General features: G+C 37.9%; 14 protein-coding genes. All 14 read left to right on the forward strand.

Features of this window, described 5'->3' with window-relative positions:
• Positions 1 to 17: 17 nt before the first annotated feature.
• The 14 genes from LKD41_RS04625 (at position 18) to LKD41_RS04690 (ending at position 21,697) form a co-directional block, all read left to right on the forward strand.
• A complete protein-coding gene (locus LKD41_RS04625; protein WP_227700534.1) occupies positions 18 to 980 on the forward strand; it encodes a hypothetical protein in 963 nt (320 codons plus the stop codon).
• Entirely contained in the window at positions 977 to 1,801 is an 825-nt protein-coding gene (locus tag LKD41_RS04630; RefSeq protein WP_227700535.1) for an SDR family NAD(P)-dependent oxidoreductase, read from the forward strand. Before LKD41_RS04625 ends, LKD41_RS04630 begins: the two co-directional genes overlap by 4 nt.
• Positions 1,802 to 1,814: 13 nt before the next feature.
• Positions 1,815 to 3,170: a D-glycero-beta-D-manno-heptose 1,7-bisphosphate 7-phosphatase gene (gmhB, locus tag LKD41_RS04635; RefSeq protein ID WP_227700536.1), complete on the forward strand. Its 1,356-nt coding sequence runs from the start codon at positions 1,815 to 1,817 to the stop codon at positions 3,168 to 3,170.
• Positions 3,171 to 3,189: 19 nt separating this feature from the next.
• Positions 3,190 to 3,843: a D-sedoheptulose-7-phosphate isomerase gene (locus tag LKD41_RS04640; RefSeq protein ID WP_118056486.1), complete on the forward strand. Its 654-nt coding sequence runs from the start codon at positions 3,190 to 3,192 to the stop codon at positions 3,841 to 3,843.
• A gap of 69 nt (positions 3,844 to 3,912) precedes the next feature.
• On the forward strand, positions 3,913 to 5,628 hold the full coding sequence (locus LKD41_RS04645) for a hypothetical protein (protein WP_227700537.1): 1,716 nt from the start codon (positions 3,913 to 3,915) through the stop codon (positions 5,626 to 5,628).
• 37 nt (positions 5,629 to 5,665) lie between these two features.
• Entirely contained in the window at positions 5,666 to 7,297 is a 1,632-nt protein-coding gene (locus LKD41_RS04650; protein WP_227700538.1) for a cytidylyltransferase domain-containing protein, read from the forward strand.
• 79 nt (positions 7,298 to 7,376) lie between these two features.
• Positions 7,377 to 8,390, forward strand: coding sequence for an acyltransferase family protein (locus tag LKD41_RS04655; protein WP_227700539.1), 1,014 nt, complete (start codon positions 7,377 to 7,379; stop codon positions 8,388 to 8,390).
• Between the two features lie 13 nt (positions 8,391 to 8,403).
• On the forward strand, positions 8,404 to 9,471 hold the full coding sequence (locus LKD41_RS04660) for an N-acetylneuraminate synthase family protein (RefSeq protein ID WP_227700540.1): 1,068 nt from the start codon (positions 8,404 to 8,406) through the stop codon (positions 9,469 to 9,471).
• 98 nt (positions 9,472 to 9,569) lie between these two features.
• A complete protein-coding gene (locus LKD41_RS04665; protein ID WP_227700541.1) occupies positions 9,570 to 10,703 on the forward strand; it encodes an AAA family ATPase in 1,134 nt (377 codons plus the stop codon).
• A complete protein-coding gene (locus LKD41_RS04670; RefSeq protein WP_227700542.1) occupies positions 10,693 to 11,472 on the forward strand; it encodes a hypothetical protein in 780 nt (259 codons plus the stop codon). Before LKD41_RS04665 ends, LKD41_RS04670 begins: the two co-directional genes overlap by 11 nt.
• 72 nt (positions 11,473 to 11,544) lie before the next feature.
• Entirely contained in the window at positions 11,545 to 13,797 is a 2,253-nt protein-coding gene (locus LKD41_RS04675) for a transglutaminase domain-containing protein (RefSeq protein WP_227700543.1), read from the forward strand.
• Positions 13,798 to 13,983: 186 nt separating this feature from the next.
• A complete protein-coding gene (locus LKD41_RS04680) occupies positions 13,984 to 15,873 on the forward strand; it encodes a hypothetical protein (RefSeq protein ID WP_227700544.1) in 1,890 nt (629 codons plus the stop codon).
• A gap of 72 nt (positions 15,874 to 15,945) precedes the next feature.
• Positions 15,946 to 19,155 (forward strand): N-acetylmuramoyl-L-alanine amidase, encoded by a 3,210-nt coding sequence (locus LKD41_RS04685; protein WP_227700545.1) that lies wholly within the window; start codon positions 15,946 to 15,948, stop codon positions 19,153 to 19,155.
• Positions 19,156 to 19,258: 103 nt separating this feature from the next.
• Positions 19,259 to 21,697 carry a glycosyltransferase family 2 protein gene (locus LKD41_RS04690; protein WP_227700546.1) on the forward strand — a complete coding sequence of 813 codons (2,439 nt, stop codon included), beginning with the start codon at positions 19,259 to 19,261 and terminating at the stop codon, positions 21,695 to 21,697.
• The last annotated feature ends 4 nt before the right edge of the window (positions 21,698 to 21,701 follow it).

The following is a 21,701-nucleotide window of genomic DNA, read 5'->3' on the forward strand; positions in this document are numbered from 1 at the left end:
ATGAAGGAAGTAAATAAATGATAGTTTTAGGAATATTATGTTTGATAATAATGGTATTCATTTTATTGAATTATAGATATAAGAATTCGTTTTATTATCAAAATTTAGTTGAATTTGAGAATCGTCCTGTGAGAAAAATATATTGGTCCGACAAAATCAAAATGGTTAATTTGGGAAGTGTACATGCCAGATTTGCATTTCAGTACTTTAAAAATGAGGGAGTTAGTCTGGCCCGTGCACCACAATCTTTATATTATGATATTCAGTTACTGGAAAATTATTCGAAGCATATTCCACGAGATACAATTGTGGTTGCTTTTTTTCCTATTGGTTTATTTGCTTTAAAAAATTATACATCATTGAATCAAATTGCAAAGTATTATTATGAACTGCCCAAAGATAGAATAGAAAAATATTCGCTTCTCAAGTATATAATTGCGGTAAAATATCCAATTTTGTATGCAGGGAAAAAAGCAATATATAGTATTGTAAATAGAAAAATTGACTCAGAATGGTCATATCAAAAATGTGTTGTATCTGAAGAAAGATTGAAAAAAATAGCACAGGAACATTGTGATGTCTGGAAGAAACAGTTTCAATTAGAGAATTTGACAGATGCAGATACAACTCATTTAATACCATGCTTTGAATATAATCGAAAGTTATTAGAAAGATTGGTGGATAAATGTAAAGCACAGGGATGGAAACTTGTTTTTGTGACTGGCCCTATGGCACGGCAGATGAACGAAATGTTTTCTGAAAAATTTTTACAAAATTTTTACTATTCGAATTTTCAGGATATAGCAGAAAAAAATAATGTTTTACATTTAGATTATAGACTGGATGATACATTTCAAGATGATAATAATTTGTTTTGGAATGGAGTTGATTGGTTATCTGAGACTGGAAGACGAGTTTTTATGGAAAAATTAGAGAATGATTTATATAAAAATGGATATTGGGAAGGAGACCAGCCATGAATAAAATTAGCCGTACTTTAAAAAAAATGTTTGGTAAAAAGGTTTATGTAGATATTTCAACAACTCAAAGTGGAAATTTGCTAAGAGATAAATGTGTGGTTATTACTGGTGGTTCTGAAGGGATTGGAGCAGCTATTGCCCGCAAGTGTATTAGTCAAGGGGCAAGAGTTTTGATAACAGGGAGAGATGAGGTAAAATTACATAACTTTGCAGATGCAGTGGATAGAGATAAAGTCAGCGTTTTGAATTGGGATATATCCGATTGCACAGTTATAGAAGAAAAATTCAAACAAGTACTTAATGAATTGGGACAAGTTGATATTTGGATTAATAATGCCGGAATATATAGGGATGTTAATTACAGTTCATGCAGGTTACGGGATTGGGATGAGATAATGTCGACCAATATCAGAGGACCATATTTCGCTACAAACAGAGTGGCTAATTATTTTATAGAAGAAAAAATCAAAGGAGTTATATTAAATATTTCGTCTGAGACAGGAAAAGTAGCAGGCACAAATCCATATGGTTTTTCGAAAAATATAATTATGCAATATACAGAGGGGCTTGCAGTAGAATTAGGGAAATATGGAATTCGTTCGAATGCAATTGCCCCAGGTGGAGTTGCTACAAAGATTGCGGGAAGGACAACAGGTGACGAATTATCATTTCCTGCATTAGGTGGAAGATTAATTACATGTGAAGAAATTGCGGAGTTAGCATTGTTTTTAGTAGCACCTTTAAGTTCATGCATTAATGGACAAGTGATTTATGCTAACGAAGGTAATACTATTGTTATACCAAGTGGAAATATTTATTAGGAGAAAAGAATAAATGTTAGCAATCATAATGGCAGGTGGTAGAGGAACTCGTATTTCAGCTATTGCCCAAGATATACCAAAACCAATGATTCCAATATGTGGAGTGCCGGTATTGGAGAGAGAAATAGTCTGTCTTAGAAATCAGGGATTTACAGATATTATCCTTACTGTGAGTCATATGGGAGAAGTAATTATGGATTACTTCAAGGATGGAAGTCAGCTGGGAGTGCATATTAGTTATTACTTTGAAAAAGAGCCGCTGGGCAATGCTGGGGCATTATTCCGGTTGAGACAGGAAATAGAAGAATCTGGAGATGATTCGTTTTTACTATTAAATGCAGATGCTATATTTGACGTTGATTTTAATAGAATGGTAACATTTCACAGAGAAAAGAAGGCTGAAGTGACTTTATTTACTCATCCGAATGCACATCCTTATGATAGTGGACTTATTATTGTTAATCGCAACGAACAGGTGGACAAATGGTTGGCAAAAGAGGATAAGAGACCTAGGTGGTATCAGAATAGAGTGAATGCGGGCTTACATGTTATTGCGAATAGGGCTATAGATGAATATTTGAAATTACTGGCAGATGATGAGAAGATGGTTGCCTCAGATGCAGGAGTGCATAGTGATAAGATGGCAATCGTACCCATTGGAAAAGTTGACCTTGATCGTCAGATTTTGAAACCATTATCTGGAACAGGAAAGATGTATGTATACGATAGCCCGGAATATGTAAAAGATATGGGGACACCAGAAAGGTATTATGGTGTATGCAAAGATTATGAAAAAGGAATTGTTCAGGCAAAAAATTTGTCAAATAAGCAGAAGGCTATTTTTTTGGATCGGGATGGTACGATAAATAAATATGTAGGATTTTTGAGAAATATTGATGAATTTGAATTGTTACCAGGCGTGATAGAAGCAATCAAAAAAATTAATGCATCAGGTTATCTGGCTATTGTAGTGACTAATCAACCGGTAATTGCACGAGGCGAAGTGTCTTATGGAGAACTGGAAGAGATTCATAATAAGATGGAAACACTTTTAGGAGAGAAAGGTGCATATATAGATGCAATTTACTATTGCCCACATCATCCAGACAAGGGATATGATGGTGAAATACCAGAGTTGAAGTTTGAATGTGATTGCAGAAAACCAAAACCTGGGATGTTGTGGAAGGCAGCAACTGATTTTAATGTTGATTTGTCAAAATCATGGATGATTGGTGATGGAGAAAATGATGTATTGGCTGGAAAAAATGCTAGGTGTAAGACTGGATATATAAAACGTGAAAATAAGCTGATAGAAGCTGATATAACAGGTGAATCTTTGCTTGAGGTAATTACGAAAATTCTTAATTAGAATTTTATGAAGGAGAAATATGAGACATTTAGAAAAAAAATTAGGGAAACATATTGATTTGTTGATACAGCGATATCCTGTTTTAGAGTTGTGCAGGCAGGATATAATAGATGGTTATTTAGTTATGGAGGAGGCTTATGAAAATAACCATAAGCTTTTGATTGCAGGCAATGGTGGCTCGGCTGCTGATTCAGAACATATTGCGGGAGAGCTTATGAAACGTTTTAAAACTCCGCGAAAAGTATCAGCAGAATTTGCCAAGAAACTTTGTGAGGTGGATTCAGAGAGAGGACCATCTTTAGCTGAAAATCTGGAATGTGGTCTGATGGCTATTCCACTTGTTGCACATGAAGCACTTACTACTGCGTATATTAATGATGTGGATGGACTTGGTGTATTTGCACAGCAATTATTCGGATATGGAAGAGAAGGGGATGTTTTTCTTGGAATTTCTACATCAGGGAATAGTAAAAATATTATAAGTGCAACTGTTGTTGCAAGAGCATTGGGAATTAAGATTGTTGGACTTACGGGGGCAAAAGGTGGAGAACTTGCAAGTGTTTCGGATGTGGTAGTAAAAGTTCCAGAGACAGAAACCTATATGATTCAAGAACTGCATTTGCCAGTATACCATTGTTGGTGCTTGATGTTGGAGGAACATTTTTTTGGATAGTTATGTTCGTTATAAAAAAGGGTTCAAGTACGAAATAAAAAAGTAAGTTTGTAAGGAAGGAAATATGATATGAGGGAAAAAGTTGTGAATAGTGCAGACTATATTATAAAAATATTGTCTGTTCTTGTATCAGTATACTTTGTCAGTTCATTAGTATATAGAAATATATATATATGTGTTTCATTGGACCTGTTAATGTATCTAATGTCAGCTATTGTAATTGTGGATTATGTAATGTATGCATTTGATACATATAAAATAAATTATGCAGAAAATAAAATAATAAGAGGATGTATATGGACGATAACAGCTTGCGTATGTAATGTGAAAATATTGATAATATTATTTGTTGTTTCATTGCTATTTTGGCTTTATATATCCAATGAAAAAAGAAGAAAATTTGATTTTTCGTTTACATTTATGGTGGCATGTTTTGGCATGGAAATCATTAGCGTTATTGATATAATGTATGATTGCGAATATAGACATGGCGCAAAAATGCTGAATAGCTCGCTGGCAGTAGATATTTTGACAGTAATATCAGTATTGATGTATATATATTCAGACAAGATATTTACATGGATGGCAAAATTACCGGCAATTGAAAGAATGACAAATTATAATAGTGTGAATTTTAATGAGGAAACACTTTGGCAGAAGAGGATGACATATGTTGGAGTAATACTTATTGGGTTATTATTGGGATTACATACGTATAATTCTTTTGTCATTAATAAAGATATTTCGAGAATATTTATATTATCATTGATGATGATACTACAAATTGTAATTGTGTATTTTTTATATGACAAGGTATGCAGTGACCTAGGCAGAACAGTCAATCTGTTTATAGCAGTAATTACGGTTTGCTTGCCATATATTAATTGTAAAAATTACAGCTTGAAAATGTCTCTTATATATTGTTCAGCGTTTGCAATTTGGTATTGCTGTTTCAAGTTTATAAAGAATAAGAAATGGAGTTGGATAATTGCTACAGTTTTGGCGATTTGTGCGGTTGCTTTTTTGGTTGTAAATGGTTATTATATTATCCCTTTCATAAATGTTGGCATCGGGATTCTTTTGGGAAAGATATTTAAAAAGAAGGAATGTTATTTAATTATTTTATGCATTATATTGATAATATGTGGTCAGGTGTTGTTTGATTATAAATATATAACACCAATGAAAGAATATGATGAAGTAATTAATACTTGCTATGATATCAATGAAAAAGTGGATGTTGACATGTTTTATGTGGGAGAAGATTCTCATATGATAAAGATGTTAAAAGATGGAGATATAACATTTAATTCAACAACCTGCGATAATATAACGGAAAGTGGAGTGATTATATTTGATGCCGCTATTCCAGAAAAATATATTATACATAAATATGTTGTGTTAGAAGACAATCAATTTATTGTTTGTTTTAACGATGAAAGTTTAGCGGAAAATTATCAAAATATGGGAGGAAAATATTCGAAGAAAGAATGTGATGCTCAATTGAATATAGACTATAAGCAGAAAACACACATGGCAGAAGTAACAGTCTCAAATGTAACGGAAGGGTATCATGACCTATCTGTGGCAGTCTGGAAAGGTAATGAGGAGCCAATATGGTATAATTTTGTGGATCATGGAGATGGACAGTTTCAAGTTAATGTAAAGTTGAAAAAATATAAGGAAAATGAAAGGATTAATTTTCATATATATGGGACATTTGAACAGGAAGACCCAAATATTATAATAGGAAGTGATTATTTAATCCCAGCGATTGAACAATAATCAGAAGTATAACAATAACAACAGAGAGGATAAGATAATGGTCTTGGCAGTAATACCGGCTCGTGGCGGCTCAAAAGGAATACCACGGAAAAATGTCCGTTTGATGAATGGAAAACCACTTATTTATTATGCAATTCATAATGCAAAGAATTGTTCAAGTATTGATGATGTTGTAGTTTCATCTGATGATGAAGAGATTTTGAAAATAGCTTCTTCTTATGGCGTAGAGACCATGACCAGAGACAGTGAACTGGCAAAGGATGCCGTGACATTAGACCCGGTTATCTATGATGCAGTCTGCACTATGGAAAAGAAGAAAGGGATTCAGTATGATGTGGTAATTACCTTACAGGTAACATCACCGTTACTTTCTTCTGATACCTTGGATAAGGCTTTGGAAAGCTTTTTGGCTTCTTCCGATGATACTTATATCAGTGTGGTAAATAAGCCGCATTTATCCTGGACGAAGAAAGATGGCTGTTATGTACCGAATTATGAGAAACGTCTGAACCGTCAGCAGTTACCGCCGAACTATCTTGAGACAGGTGCATTTCTGATTACAAGAAGAGAATGTATGGAGGTAAACAGCCGCATTGGAAAGAAGGTTTCTGTCTATGAGATGCCGGAGCGTGAGGCAGTAGATATTGATGCTGCTTCCGACTGGGTATTGTGTGAGTATGAACTGAAAAAGAAACGGATTATTCTTCGGGCAGATGGATACAAAGAGCTTGGAATGGGACACATTTATCACTGCCTGACACTGGCATATAATCTGACCGGACAGGAGATTCTCTTTGTGACAAAAGAGCAGCATGAACCGGGACTGAAGAAACTGCAGGAAGCAAATATGCCGGTACATACCATTAAGAGTGACGAAGAATTCATGGAATTCGTGCAGGAATGGAAGCCGGACGTAGTAGTAAATGACTGCCTTAATACAGAAGCAGATTACATCAAAGAATTAAAGAAATATGTGAAACGTGTCGTAACCATAGAAGATCTCGGCGAGGGAGCCGATTATGCAGATGTAGTGATTAATGCTCTGTATGAAGATCATACCAGAGGAGATAATTATTACTGGGGATCCAATTATGTATGTCTTCGGGATGAATTTTTCTGTGCCACACCATCCGTATTTCATGAACAGGTGCAGAATATAGTGGTTATCTTCGGTGGAACAGACCCTTCGAACTTTACCAAGAGAATCTATGAGATGGCAAAGCGGATTCATAAGGATTATCCTGAGATTAAATTCCATTTTGCACTGGGCGTAGGGTATGACCAGAAAGCAAATCAGATTGAGACAGATGAAATAGCAGGCATCTATGTAGAGCAGAATTTAAAACACATCAGCGACCTTTTTGGCAAGGCAGACCTGGCATTTACTTCTCAGGGCAGAACTGTCTATGAGCTTGCCACCATGGGCGTACCTGCAGTGGTTATGGCTCAGAATGAGCGTGAGATGAAGCACACCTTTGCACAGATGAACAACGGCTTCTTAAATCTTGGACTTGGAATCAATGTGGCAGATGAAACCATTGAGACAACCTTCCGCTGGCTGGTTGAGACACCGCAGATTCGAAAGGAAATGCAAAGCCTGATGATGCGTCATGACTTGAAATCCGGTATTAAGAGGGTAATCGGATTAATTTTGGAGGACGAAGAATAGATTTTGGTAGCAAGAGTGAGACCATTGAGACTAAAAATGAGACCATTGAGACCAAAGTGAGACTAATTGGAGAACAAATATGCAGAAGAACATAGCATGGCTTTCGAGCCTGCGTGGAATAGGCTGCCTCTTCGTACTGGCAGCACATCTTGGCGCAAGCTCGACAAATTATGGAATGTATTTTAACGGCTGCGGCAAAATAGGTGTCTGGCTGTTTATGATTTTCAGTGGATTCTGGTTTCTGTATCCGCTCTGCCAGAGGCAGCAGGCTTTGAAGGGGCGGAATCTTATGGGCTATTATGGCAAGAAAATCATCCGGATTATGATACCATATCTGGCAGTTCTGCTGATTTCCATGGGACTGGGATTTATTCCGGATGGAAAGGAACTGCTGCGGCATTTGTTGCTGGTAGATGGATTCGGACATTTCTGGTATATGCCGGTTATTATGAAATTTTTCCTGATTGCACCGCTGTTCTGGCTGTTGCAGCAGATGATAAGGAATAAAAAATGGCTGTTTGCAATAATCGCAGGAATTGGAATTGCACTGTCAGTAGTATTTCCGTTTACCACATACACAGAAAATTCCACGCAGCTGCGGTGGTATGTTCCGGTATTTTTAATGGGAATGCTTCTTGCAATTATCTGGGACTTCTGGAATAACTGGAAGGAAAACAGAGTAGGAGCAGATGTAATTGTATTGGCACTGGTAGTAATATTATTTTCCCTTACACCGTGGTTCCGGCAGAAGTTATGGGGAATAGAGCCATCTGCTTATCTGCAGAATAAATATCTGCTGATGGGGGGATTGTGGTGCCTTATTATTCTTGGAATCGTAAAAGGAAAAATATGGAAAGCATGGCTTAATAAGAGCCGCGTCCTGCAATGGATTGGGGAAATCAGCTTTCCGCTGTACCTCATTCATTTCCCAATCTTAATGCGGTTAAATACTACGGAAATGGGATGGACGAAAAAAGTGATTATTGTATTGGTTACAAGTATTTTACTGGCGGCAATTCTCCATTGGGGCGTGGAAAAGCCATGTATCACATTGTCAAAGAAACTGACAGAATATAAAAAGTCAGAGAAGTAAAGGAGAAATGAATATGAGTAAAATTATCGAACGTGCTCTGACACATAAAGCAGTACTGATTGCAGAGATTGGTGTAAATTATTATGACATTGCAAAGAAAATGAACATTTCCAATATGGAAGCTGCGAAGTTAATGATCAAGAAAGCCAAGGATGCCGGAATCCATGCAGTAAAATTCCAGACCTATAAAGCTGATACGCTGGCAGCAAAGGATTCTCCATCTTACTGGGATACCACGGAAGAGACCACAACATCCCAGCATGAGTTGTTCCAGAAATTTGACCAGTTTGGCAAAAAAGAATATCAGGAGCTGAAGGATTACAGCGACGAAATCGGCATTGAATTTTTATCCACTGCATTTGACATCGAATCTGCAGATTATCTCGATAAGATGATGGATGTCTATAAAGTATCTTCATCCGATATGAACAACCTTCCATTTGTGGAATATCAGGCAAAGAAAAATAAACCAATGCTTATTTCTGTAGGCGCAGCCAATGAGGATGAGATTGACCGCATGATAGCAACAGTCCGTAAGGTAAATAACCAGCCGCTTTGCATCCTGCATTGCGTACTGGAATATCCGACTCCGTATGAGCATGCCAACTTAAATAAGATAGCAAGCCTGAAAGAAAAGTATAAGGATCTGATTATCGGATATTCAGACCATACGAAGCCAGATGCCTGCGCAGATGTAATCAAAACAGCGTACAATCTGGGCGCGGTAGTGATAGAGAAGCATTTTACCCTGGACAAGACCTTAAAAGGAAATGATCACTATCATGCTATGGATCCGGAGGATGCAAGAAAGATTCTCTCCGGAATTGAATTTATTGATACCATTCGTGGCAAAGGTGATTTATGCTGCTTAGAGACAGAGCAGACTGCCAGAAAGAATGCAAGACGTTCTCTGGTAACAACCTGCGATATTGCCAAAGGAACCGTAATCACAAGAGAAATGCTGACCTTCAAGAGACCGGGAACCGGAATTTCTCCGGAACGGATGGAAGAAATTATTGGACGCACGCTGAAGGTGGATGTGGCAGAGGATACGATTTTGAAGGATGAAATGTTAGGATAGAAAATTCTGAAATGCACAAACTACATCATAGTAACAATTTGACAGTTGCCGTATTTTTTTTACGGCAGCTATTGAAAAGGACTGAGAAGTAAGTTATTATGGATGTAATGAGAGAAAGCGAGGAATCTATGTTATTAGAATTTCACGTAAAGAATTTTAAAAATTTTAAAGATGAATTGATTTTAGATTTAAGCAGAACAAACAATTATGAATTCAGTGAAGAGGCTGTCCAGGATGGTGTTGTTAAGACCGCTTTGATTTACGGTGAGAATGCCAGCGGAAAGACAAATCTTGGTTATGCCATTTTTGACTTGATTCTTCATTTGACAGATAAGGAAAAAGCAAGTGAAGATTATTCTCCATATGCGAATTTAGAGCATCGAGGATATGTGGAATTTTATTACAAATTTCGGTTTGGTGAGCATATTCTTGAGTACAGTTACAGAAAAAGCCCAACAATGTTTCTTGTGAAAGAAGATGTAGAGATAGATGGAAAGAGAGTCATCTTTTTTGATTATAGAGCAAATAAGGGAGAAGTTCTGCTGAAAGGTGCAGAGAATCTTAATACAGATTTGGCAGAGAAAAACATTTCCTTTGTGAAATATATTGCCCGCAATACGGTTTTAGATGATAATGATGAGAATAATACGTTTGAAACTTTTATTGATTTTGTTGAGCATATGCTGATGTTCAGTTCTTTGGCAAAGAATAGTTACCAGGGATTTACAGTAGGAAGTGAAAATATTGGAGAAGGAATTATTGAGAGAGGCTATGTGAAAGAATTTCAGGAATTCCTAGCATCAGTGGGAATTAAATATGAATTGGTGGCAAAAGAGATTGATGGAAGCAAGCGGTTATTCTGCCGGTTTGGAAAAAGGGATGTAAGCTTCTTTCGGATTGCATCAAGAGGAACCAGTTCACTGGCATTGTTCTACTATTGGCTGATTCAGATGAAAGAAGCATCCTTTGTATTTATTGATGAGTTTGATGCATTTTATCATGATACATTAGCAGAGCAGGTAGTGCGGGAGTTGTTGGCAATGGAACATACTCAGGCATTATTTACAACACACAATACTGCAATTATGACGAATGATTTGTTAAGACCGGACTGCTATATGCAGATTGTCGATGGACAGATTCGTTCTTTTGCAGATTCAACGGAGAAGGAGTTACGCAAGGCACATAATCTGAGAAAGATGTACCAGGCGGGGGCGTTTGATGGAAAATAATTGTATTGCAGTTATCTATGAGGGGAATAAGACAGAACGGATATTGATTGAGAATTTGAAGAAGATTTTCTTTTTAAACAGAGCCAATATTGTTTTTGTTGGATTTCCTGCAGGTCAGAATATTTATATGCTGTGGAAACAAATCCAGAAAGATGAGTACGAAACAGATTTAATAGAGCTGATTCGTGAATATAATAAGGATGCAGCAGAAAAACTAAAGGGATATAGCCGGGATGATTTCTCGGAGATATATCTCTTTTTCGACTATGATGGACATAATTGTAATTTGAGTGCAACAGATCCGGATGGAACTGCTGTACTGGGGGAGATGTTAGAGACCTTTGATAACGAGACAGAATTAGGAAAGTTGTATATCAATTATCCGATGGTAGAAGCAATACGGGATAATAAAAAAGAAGACTGCTGTTACAGAAGGTGCAGCGTATCTTTGGAAGAAGCAGGAAAATATAAGAATATAGTTTCAGATATGAAAGAGTTTCAGGATTTTCGGAAGTATACATATGAAGACTGGCAGTATCTGTGCCAGCAGGCAATAAAGAAAGCAAACTGTATTGTTCAGGGAAAATATGAAACTGCATCTTATAAGGAATTGTTTCAATATTTGTCACAGCAGGATATTTATCAGAGTCAGCAGAAAAATTTTGTAAGCAAATGGGAAATAGCAATTTTAAGTTCGGTTCCGTTATTTTTGCTGGAATACTTTCCGGGAACCTTTTATGAAAAGATATTAGAACAAGCATTGTGTTGAAAAAAGTCATCAAAACAAGTAACATGAGATTATATAAATGTGTAAACAAATAAAAAATTATGGAGGGCACCTATGAAGAAAAAAGTGGGAAACAGATTAATTGCCTTGGTACTGGCATTATTTATGACAGTAACCATGATGCCGGATATGGCGGTTTGGGCAGAAGAGACAGACAATGGGGTGGCTGATGAAGCACAGAAGTGTGGCTATGAGCAGCCAAAGGCCATCAATGTCGGAGAACTTGATGAGGATGAAGCAGAAGATTTACCAATAGTCAGGGCACAGTATAATGCAGCAGATGCATCTTACTGGGCAGTATATGGCTCCGACTATTATTATAGTAAGATGTCTGGTGCAGAGAAGCAGTTCTATCAGGCACTTTATGATGTGAATATGTCATTCCTTACAGGAAATAAGAGCGCCGGCTATAAGACCTTTGATTCTACGAGACATTATCATTCGGGCTTTGTTTCAATCGGTAGTCTGGATTTGGATACTGCACTGGAAGTAGCAAAAATTCTCCAGATGTCCAATCCGCAGTTCTATTTTGTAAATGAGGAGATGCTTTATGGTGTGAATTCAGATGGTAAATATCAACTGGCATTAGGCGTTTACAATACCTGCTCAAATGGAGGTGCAAGAGCGGATAAGACGAATGGAATTAAAAACAAGCTGGATTCATGGGTAGCATCGATTAAGAGTAAAGCGACAATTCTTGATATGGAGCAGGAAGCACATGACATTATTATGCGGAATTGCTGGTACTCTGAGGCGGGAAGCTATCATCAGAGCAGTGCCGGAGTTCTGTTAGAAGGTAAAGCAGTATGTGCCGGTTATGCGGAAACCTTTGAAATGCTTTGCAATGCAGTTGGTATTCAGACGGTATGTGTTACCAGCAGCAGTCATGAGTGGAACAAAGTAAAATTGTATGGCAGATGGTATGCAGTGGATTGTACCTGGGATGATGATAAAGATGATAAAACGGGAACCGTCTATGGTTATATGTATTTTAATGTGTCAGATAATTACAGTGATGAATATAGCAAGTGGTCGCATACAGCAGAAAGCTGGTGGAGCAGCTATAGTGTTCCGGTCTGTGAGAATGACAAAGTAATTACAGATAGAGACTATAACTATCAGGGAGTGGATTATTCGTCAGTATTTGATGTGGATTATTATTTGAAAACCTACCCGGATATTAAAGCAGCTTTCGGTGCAGATGAGAATCAGGCATTTATGCATTTTATTAACTGCGGAATGGCAGAAGGACGTCAGGGAAAATCAAGCTTTAATGTAATCTCTTATAAGAACAGGTATAAGGATTTAAGGATGGCATTTGGCAATAATTTACGCTCTTATTATTTGCATTACATATCAAATGGTAAAGCAGAAGGACGTAAGGCGACTGGTGATGTGGCGATTACGGATGGTGTCTCCGTATATAATGGAGTAGACTATTCCGCAGTATATAATTACAGCTATTATATTAAGAAGTATCCAGATATTGCAAAGGCGTTTCCAAATGATGATATCAGTACACTGGCTCATTTTGTGACATGCGGCATGAATGAAAAACGTCAGGGAAATATGAACTTTGATGTGAATTCTTATTACAATCGATATGCTGATTTACGGAGTGCGTTTGGTACAAACTGGAGTGCTTATTATCTTCATTATATACAGAATGGCAAGGCGGAAGGCCGGAAAGGAACTGGAACTAAGTCTATTCAGGGAACAACTGTATACAATGGAGTAGATTATTCCGCTGTTTATAATATGAGTGATTATCTGAACAAGAATACAGATGTGAAGAAAGCTGTTGGCGGGGATGACCTTGCTGCGATTGCTCATTTTGTGAATTATGGTATGAAGGAAGGTCGCCAGGCAAGCAGTAAATTCGATGTGAATTCTTATCGTATGCGCTATAAAGATTTGAGAAGTGCATTTGGCTATGATTTGGCAGCTTATTATTACCATTATATGAGTTCCGGTAAAGCAGAGGGTCGTCAGGCAACTGGAAAAGTAACAAGCATTGATGCGATTACCGTATACAATGGAGTTGATTACAGTGCAGTATATGACTTTAATTATTATCTGAGTGCAAATCCGGATATCAAGGCAGCATTTGGAAATGATGATCTGGCTGTATTGTCACATTTCGTGAATTATGGCATGAAGGAAGGCCGTCGTAGTTGTGAAGCATTTAATGTGTTGACCTACCGTGAGAAAAACGGAGACTTAAAAGCCGCATTTGGCGATGATTTGAAACAGTATTATATCCATTATATAAACTATGGTAAAAATGAAGGAAGAAAAGCTGCATAGATTGGAATGCAGATAAGAAAGGCTGTTGCACAGGCAGATGAAATTTGACGGTGCAGCAGCTTTTTCCCATTTTGTGACAAAATTCTTAAGATTTTCATAATGACAAGTAGTAATTCTTTAAAGTAGATTCATATCGTGTTACAATACAAACAGTTATGCAAACAGAAAAATATGGAGAAAATACTTATGAGAAAAACATGGAGACGACAGCTTGCATTGGGGCTGGCAGTGGTGACAATATGGACGGGTGGAAATGCAGAACATTTCTATGCGGGGCAGAAAGATTGTGAGACTCCGGCAATCAGTACAGAGAGGCTGACAGATACAGAACAGAAAATCAATCTGGATAAAGTCAATTATCAGGTGGAGAAAAGTGCGTATGCACCTGTTTTTGATGCATCCTATTATGCAAAGAATAATAAGGATTTAAAAATAGCATTTGGAAATGATGAAAATGCACTTTTTCAACATTTCTTAAATTACGGAATGTCAGAAGGCCGTCAGGCAAGTGCGGAATTTAATGTAAAGTCTTATCGGAATGCTTATGCAGATTTACGACAGGCATTTGGAAATGATTTAAAGAGTTATTATCTGCATTATATGAATTGCGGTAAGAAGGAAGGACGAAAGGCAGCCGGTGTTACAACCTTGCAGAATCCGGTTACAGTATATAATGGCGTAAATTATTCGCCTGTATATAATTACAACTACTATATCAGCAGGAATCCGGATGTTGCAAGGGCATTTCCGGATGATGATATCAGTACTCTGGCACATTTTGTGAATTATGGAATGACAGAAGGACGCCGGGGAGCACAGAATTTTGATGTAGCATCATACCGGAATGCGTATGCAGATTTGAGACAGGCATTTGGAAATGATTTGAAAAGCTATTATCTGCATTATATGAATTGTGGTAAGAGGGAAGGAAGAAAGACAACCGGTGTCACTTCATTGCAGAATCCGGTTACAACATATAATGGAAAAGATTATGCAGCCGTATATAACTATGATTATTATATTTCAAAATACAGTGATTTAAAGAAAGCATTTGCCGGAGACGACAGTGCAGCAATCCGCCATTTCGTGGAATGCGGAATGGAAGAGGGAAGACAGGCAAGCAGCGAATTTATACTGAATGTATATAAGAGCAATTACAGTGATTTGCGAACTGCATTTGGCAATGATAATAAGAGCTATTATCTTCATTACATAGATTGTGGTAAAAAGGAAGGCAGAAATGCAGTAACAAAGATTGGTACACCGACGAAGCCAGAACCAAATCCGGAGCCAAGCCCGGCTCCAGGTCCGGAACCGGAAGAGCCGGAAACAACGGAGGATAAGATTAAAGCAAAGGTTGCAAAAATCAGTAACGATTATGGCGTGACAGTCCTGACTGGAGATTCGGCAGGCTTCTATTGGACGGATACTTATTGTTCCGGAGAGACAGACTCGGAGACAACGCTTACATGGATTACAATGGTGGATGAACAGATGGCAAGATATCCGAAAGGTTTTTTTACAGACATGCAGGATATTACTACAGTAACCATAAAGCTGGTACATAATTTGGATGCCGGTGGAGGTTCTTTTGCAGGAGTGACAAGCAGGGAGTATGGAGATCAGATGTTTATTGCACTAAATACATCCCAGTCCTTTTTCCTGTCTGATAGAACCTTTAATCATGAAATGATGCATCTGATTGAATATTATATAGAAGCAAAATCATGGAATGTTTCCACACAGCAGTATGAATCACCATTAAAAGCAACGGAAGCAATCAAACCGGATGCAGAAGTGAACAGTACAAATAATGATTATACCACATCGGACTATAACAGAGGATGTGAAGAACAATATTATATTTCTGCTTATGCCAAGACCAATGGAAGGGAAGACCGGGCAGAAACATTCACAGATTATATGTTCCGTTCCTATAAGAAGGACTATATGATGAGGGCAGACTATCCTATCCCAAAGAAACAGCAGATTATTGCCGACTGTATCAGACAGTATTTTCCATCAGCAGCAAGCCAGCCGGCAGGCAGTCTTTCATGGGAAAAGTGGTTGCCATAATCAGATAAAGTGTTAAAATAGATAGTTAGTAAAAAGAAACAAGTAGTAAAGCAGTAAAGGAGCAAAGACAAAATGAAAAAGAAATGGAGCAGAAAAGCAGCCCTTTTGCTGGCAGCAGTAACAATTCTTACCAGTCTGCCTACAGAATATCTGTATGCAGCACAAACGCAGGAAACACATGATACTGTAACGCCAGAAGAGCAGAGCAATGAGGAAACAGTAGTAGACACAGCCCTTACCGGACAGGAGAGTGTTACAGACACTGAGCAGGAAACGACAGAGACAGTAGAAGGAACAACCGCTACAGAAGAAACGACTGATGGAACAGAAGCTGCCGGAAAGTCAGAAATAGAAGCACAGAGTGCGGACGCACAAAATGCAGTGACAGCAGATATATTGGCAGCAGAAGATTTACTGAATTATCTGGTATTAGATAATGCGTACATAGCAGTTGGCGGTACACAGAATGTAGTTGCCAATATCGGAAATGAAGATTTAGCTATTAGTGGTGGCAGATTACTGTATCATAGAGTATCTGATGGAGCAGCTTATGAGATGGCAGCCACAGAGATAGATGGAAACGGTCTCAGATTTTCAGAGACTTTTGCGGATGAGAGCCGTACCGGTGAATATGCATTGGATACTATCATTTATGAAAAAGATGGTCAGGAATATCAGATTCGTTTATCTGATGCAGGAATGGATGTTAGGTTTGGTGTCAATACAGAAGTAGAGACCAATCCGGATGCAGAAGTAGTAGATGAAGCGACCACAGATGTAGATTTGGATGTAGTAAGCTTTGATGAAAATGGCAATCAGACATCAGAAGATTCGATTGCAGATGCCATTGCAACCCAGAAAGCAGAAGCAGCAGAATCCGGAATAAGCACAGCACGTTATAATGGAAATGTGGTTGTTGTCTTAGACCCGGGGCACGATGGAACCCATGGCGGAAGTTCTGCAAATGGATTCGTGGAAGCACAGCTGAATCTGAAAATTGCACAGTATTGTAAAGCGGAACTGGAAGAATACTATGGTGTGACTGTATATATGACGAGAGATTCTGCCTCCTGCCCGAATGGTGGGGGAGATAATAAATCCTGCCTCCAGCGGAGAGCTGATATAGCAAGAGATATGGGAGCAAATCTTTTTGTCTCTCTACATAATAATTATTCCAGTGCATCCAGTGCATCCGGTGCAGAAATCTGGTATCCGAACCAGAATTATAACCCATGGACCAGTCAGGTGGGTGGCTCTGCAGCATCCTGTATATTAGAACAGTTGACCAGCCTCGGATTAAAAGGCAGAGGGACACAGATAAGAAATGCAAATGAGGATAAATATCCGGATGGTTCGGCAGCAGATTATTATGCAGTAATCAGACACTGTAAGGAATATGGTATCCCTGGAATTATTGTAGAGCATGCTTTTATGTCTAATTCTTCAGATGCTGCTAACTTTCTTTCCAATGATGAAGGATTAAAAAAACTTGGTGTGGCAGATGCAACCGGAATTGCACAGTATTTTGGGTTAAAGAAAGAGAAACCGGAAGAATATTCAGCAGTATTTGATGCTGCATATTATGCAGACCGCTATCCTGATTTAAAGACAGCATTTGGCAATGATGACAGTGCATTATTACAGCATTTTATACAGTATGGTATGGCAGAAGGACGCCAGGGAAGTTCCCAGTTTGATGTATATTCATATAAGAATCTGTACCCTGATTTGAGGGCAGCATTTGGTAATAATTTAAAGAGTTATTATATGCACTATATTAGTAGTGGAAAGTCAGAAGGCAGAAAAGCCACAGGTGTAAATACATTACAAAAGCCGATAACGACGTACAATGGAATAGATTATTCTGCCGTATACGATTATAATTATTATCTGAAAAAGCATAGCGATTTGGCGAAGATATATACGAATGATGATATAGGATTACTTGCTCATTTTGTGAATTGTGGAATGAGTGAAGGCCGTCAGGCCAAAGACAGCTTTGATGTTTTCTCTTATCGTAATCAATATCAGGATTTGAGAGTAGCTTTTGGAAATAATTTAAAGAGCTATTATATGCATTATATTAGTAATGGTAAAGCAGAAGGAAGAAAAGCTACAGGTGTGAAATCTATTCAGAATCCAATAACAACATATAATGGAGTAGATTATTCTGCGGTATATGATTACAATTTTTATATCAAAAAATATAGTGATTTAGCAAGAATATATACAAATGATGAAGTAGGATTGCTTGCCCATTTTGTAAACTGTGGGATGGCTGAGGGACGTCAGGCAAAGGCTGATTTTGATGTTTTCTCTTACCGGAATCAGTATCAGGATTTAAGACTGGCATTTGGTAAGGACTTAAAGAGTTATTATTTTCATTATATGAATAGTGGCAAAAAAGAAAGGCGGACTGCTGCCGGTGTCAAGGTACTTCAGAATCCGGTAACAATTTACAATGGAACGGATTATTCTGCGGTATATGATTACAACTATTACAACAGTAAATACAGTGATTTGAAATCTGCTTTCAAGGGAGATGACATTGACCTTTTAGCCCATTTTGTAAATAATGGAATGAAAGAGGGACGTCAGGCAAGCAAGAAGTTTAACGTTCAGATATATAAAAACAATTACATGGATTTGCAGCAAGCGTTTGGCAATGATTTAAAGCCATATTATATGCATTATATCCAGAATGGTAAGGCAGAGGGCAGAAATGCAGAATCACAGATATATCATTCTGTAATAACAAAATCAACTACAACAGTAAATCAGATGGTAAATTATTATAATGCCAAAGCTTCTTATCCGGCATACTACGGAAATGCCAATGTTCCTGATATCAGAAGCTTTTGCCAGGTTTATTATGATGAAGCAACGGCAGAAGGAGTGGATCCGGCATTGGCATTCACCCAGGCAATGAAGGAGACTGGTTTCTTAAAATTTACCGGACAGGTAAAAATTGATCAGTTTAATTTCGCAGGAATGGGTGTAACAGATGCAAGCACGAATGGAGATTCTTATCAGAATGTAAGAGAAGGAATCCGGGCGCATGTGCAGCATTTAAAAGCGTATGCAGTAAAGAATCCAACCTTTGCGAATCCTGTTGTAGATAAACGTTACAGTTCCTGGTTTGCAGCAAACCGCTCTGGTACAGCTCCATACATCGAATGGCTTGGTATATCAGAAAATCCATCTGGATTTGGTTGGGCTGCAGAAAAAGGATATGGTTATAGTATTTTAAATGATTATATGAATCAGTTATACAAGTATTAAAAGAATAGAAAAGGCATAGAAGCCGGGTGGTCATTATTTGACCATCCGGTTTATTTTTGGTACAATATAGAAAGCTATGATTTCTTTTAAAATGGAGGCAACTATGGCAGAAGTAAACTTTATAGTAGAATGTATCAGATTATATGCCCGGGAGGAAAGAACATTGATTATTCGGGGATTTTTCCCGGAAGATAATCCGGAAAACCGAACATTAAAAGTGTATCTGAATCAAAAAGAAATTCCAGTGGAATATACGATTACCAGTGGTGCAGAGGTAAGACGAAGACACTTGCAATACCGGATGAATGTAGGAGAAGAAATCACTGGAAAATTATTGTTACCGGAAGAAACTGTAGTAGATTTTAAAATATGTAGTTGCCTTGGAACAGAAGAGACAGAAGTATATCATGTTAATAAAAAACAGTTCGAGAAGATGATAAATCATCTGGATGGAAATTTGGAGATGGAACGCTTGGAAGATGGGCAATTTGTACTGACAGGATGGTGTGTGGCTGGAGAACAGACAAAGTGCCAGGCACAGGTAGATGGAAAAAATGTTCCGATAGATGTTCAGTGGAAATATCGAAAAGATGTTATGGATGTATTTCCTGAGTTAGAAGAAACGGTAAAATGCGGATTTGAAATTTATGTACCGGAACAAAATGGCAGAAAACTCAGTTTACATTTATATGCAAATGAAAAAGAAAATAAGTATATCGTGTCTCTGGATAAAGTGAGACATGGTGAAAGTGGGCATGATACAGTAAGCCTGTTTCAAAAAGGGATATGTTATTGGAAACAGTATGGTGTAAAACGTACAATACGTAAAATAATTAGAAAAATGCAGGGAAAAAAGGATACTGTATCATACGAGGATTTTCTGAAAAAATATGGTGTGAAGGAAGAAGAACTGGCTCGTCAGAGACAGGAAGTATTTGAAAATGGTCCATGTTTCTCCATTGCAGTTCCGCTGTACCAGACAAAAGAAAAATATCTGAGGGAAATGATAGAATCGGTACAGGCACAGACTTATACGAATTGGGAGCTTTGCCTTGCGGATGGAAGTGGCAGGGAGCACAGCCTCCAGTCTGTTGTCGGGGAATATATTGCAAAAGATAAACGGATTAAATATTGCCTTTTAGACAGCAACGAGGGAATTGCCGGCAATACCAATGAAGCATTGAAAATGGCAGACGGTGATTTTGTTGTGCTGACGGACCATGATGATTTACTTTCTCCGGAAGCACTGTATCAGTGTGCAAAAGCGGTACAGAAGGAGCCGCAGACAGATGTGATTTATTCGGACGAAGATAAAGTGGATATGAGTGGAAAGAAGTTTTTTGAGCCACATTTTAAATCCGATTATAATATTGATTTGTTGTGTACTATGAATTATATCTGTCATCTCTTTGTTGTTCGCAAAGATGTGATGGAGCGGGCGGGGCTATTTGAAAGCTGTTATGATGGTGCACAGGATCATGATTTTATTTTACGCTGTACCGAGAAAGCGGAGCATATCGTGCATATTCCCAAGGTGCTGTATCATTGGCGGTGTCATGCACAGTCAACCTCCGAGAATCCGGAAAGCAAGTTATATGCCTTCGAAAACGGATGCAAAGCGGTAAAAGCACATTATGACAGAATCGGAATTCCAGCAGAAGTGGAGCAGGGACCCTTCTATGGGATGTACCGTACCCATTATCTCTGGAAGGAGCAGCCGCTAGTATCTATTTTGATTCCAAATAAGGATCATGTTGCGGATTTAAAAAAATGTATGGATTCCATTGAAGAGAAATCCACATACCGGAATTTTGAATTTATCATTGTAGAGAATAACAGTACAGAAGAAGAGACCTTCGCTTATTATAAAGAGATTGAGAAAAGGGATAATGTCAGAGTTTTATATTACAAGGAAGAGTTTAACTATTCAAGAATTAATAATTTTGGCGCAAAAGAGGCAAATGGGGAATATGTCCTGCTTCTGAACAATGATACAGAAATGATTGAACCGGACAGCATCAAAGAAATGCTGGATGTATGCATGCGTCCTGATGTTGGAATTGTGGGAGCAAAGTTAATATTTGAAGATAATACCATTCAGCATGCCGGAGTTATCATTGGATTTGGCGGTGTTGCAGGACATGCCTTTATCGGACAGGACAGAGATGATAATGGATATTTTTCAAGAATTATAAGCGTTCAGGATTTGTCAGCAGTAACGGCAGCCTGCCTGATGGTAAGACGAAGTGTATTTGATGAATTAGAGGGCTTAAATGAAGAATTTAAGGTAGCCTTTAATGATATTGATTTTTGCCTGAAGGTAAGAAAAGCGGGCTATCTTGTAGTATATAATCCATATGCCCAGTTCTATCATTATGAGTCAAAATCCAGAGGGCAGGAGGATTCCGCAGATAAAGTAGCAAGATTCCAGCAGGAGATAGGTTTATTTGGAGAACGATGGGGAGAACTTTTAGAAAATGGAGATCCGTACTATAATCCGAATTTAACACTGGATAAAGCAGATTTTTCTTTGAAAGAGTAGCGTA

This window comes from Roseburia sp. CLA-AA-H209 (genome assembly GCF_020687575.1).
Classification (GTDB): domain Bacteria; phylum Bacillota; class Clostridia; order Lachnospirales; family Lachnospiraceae; genus Roseburia_C; species Roseburia_C amylophila.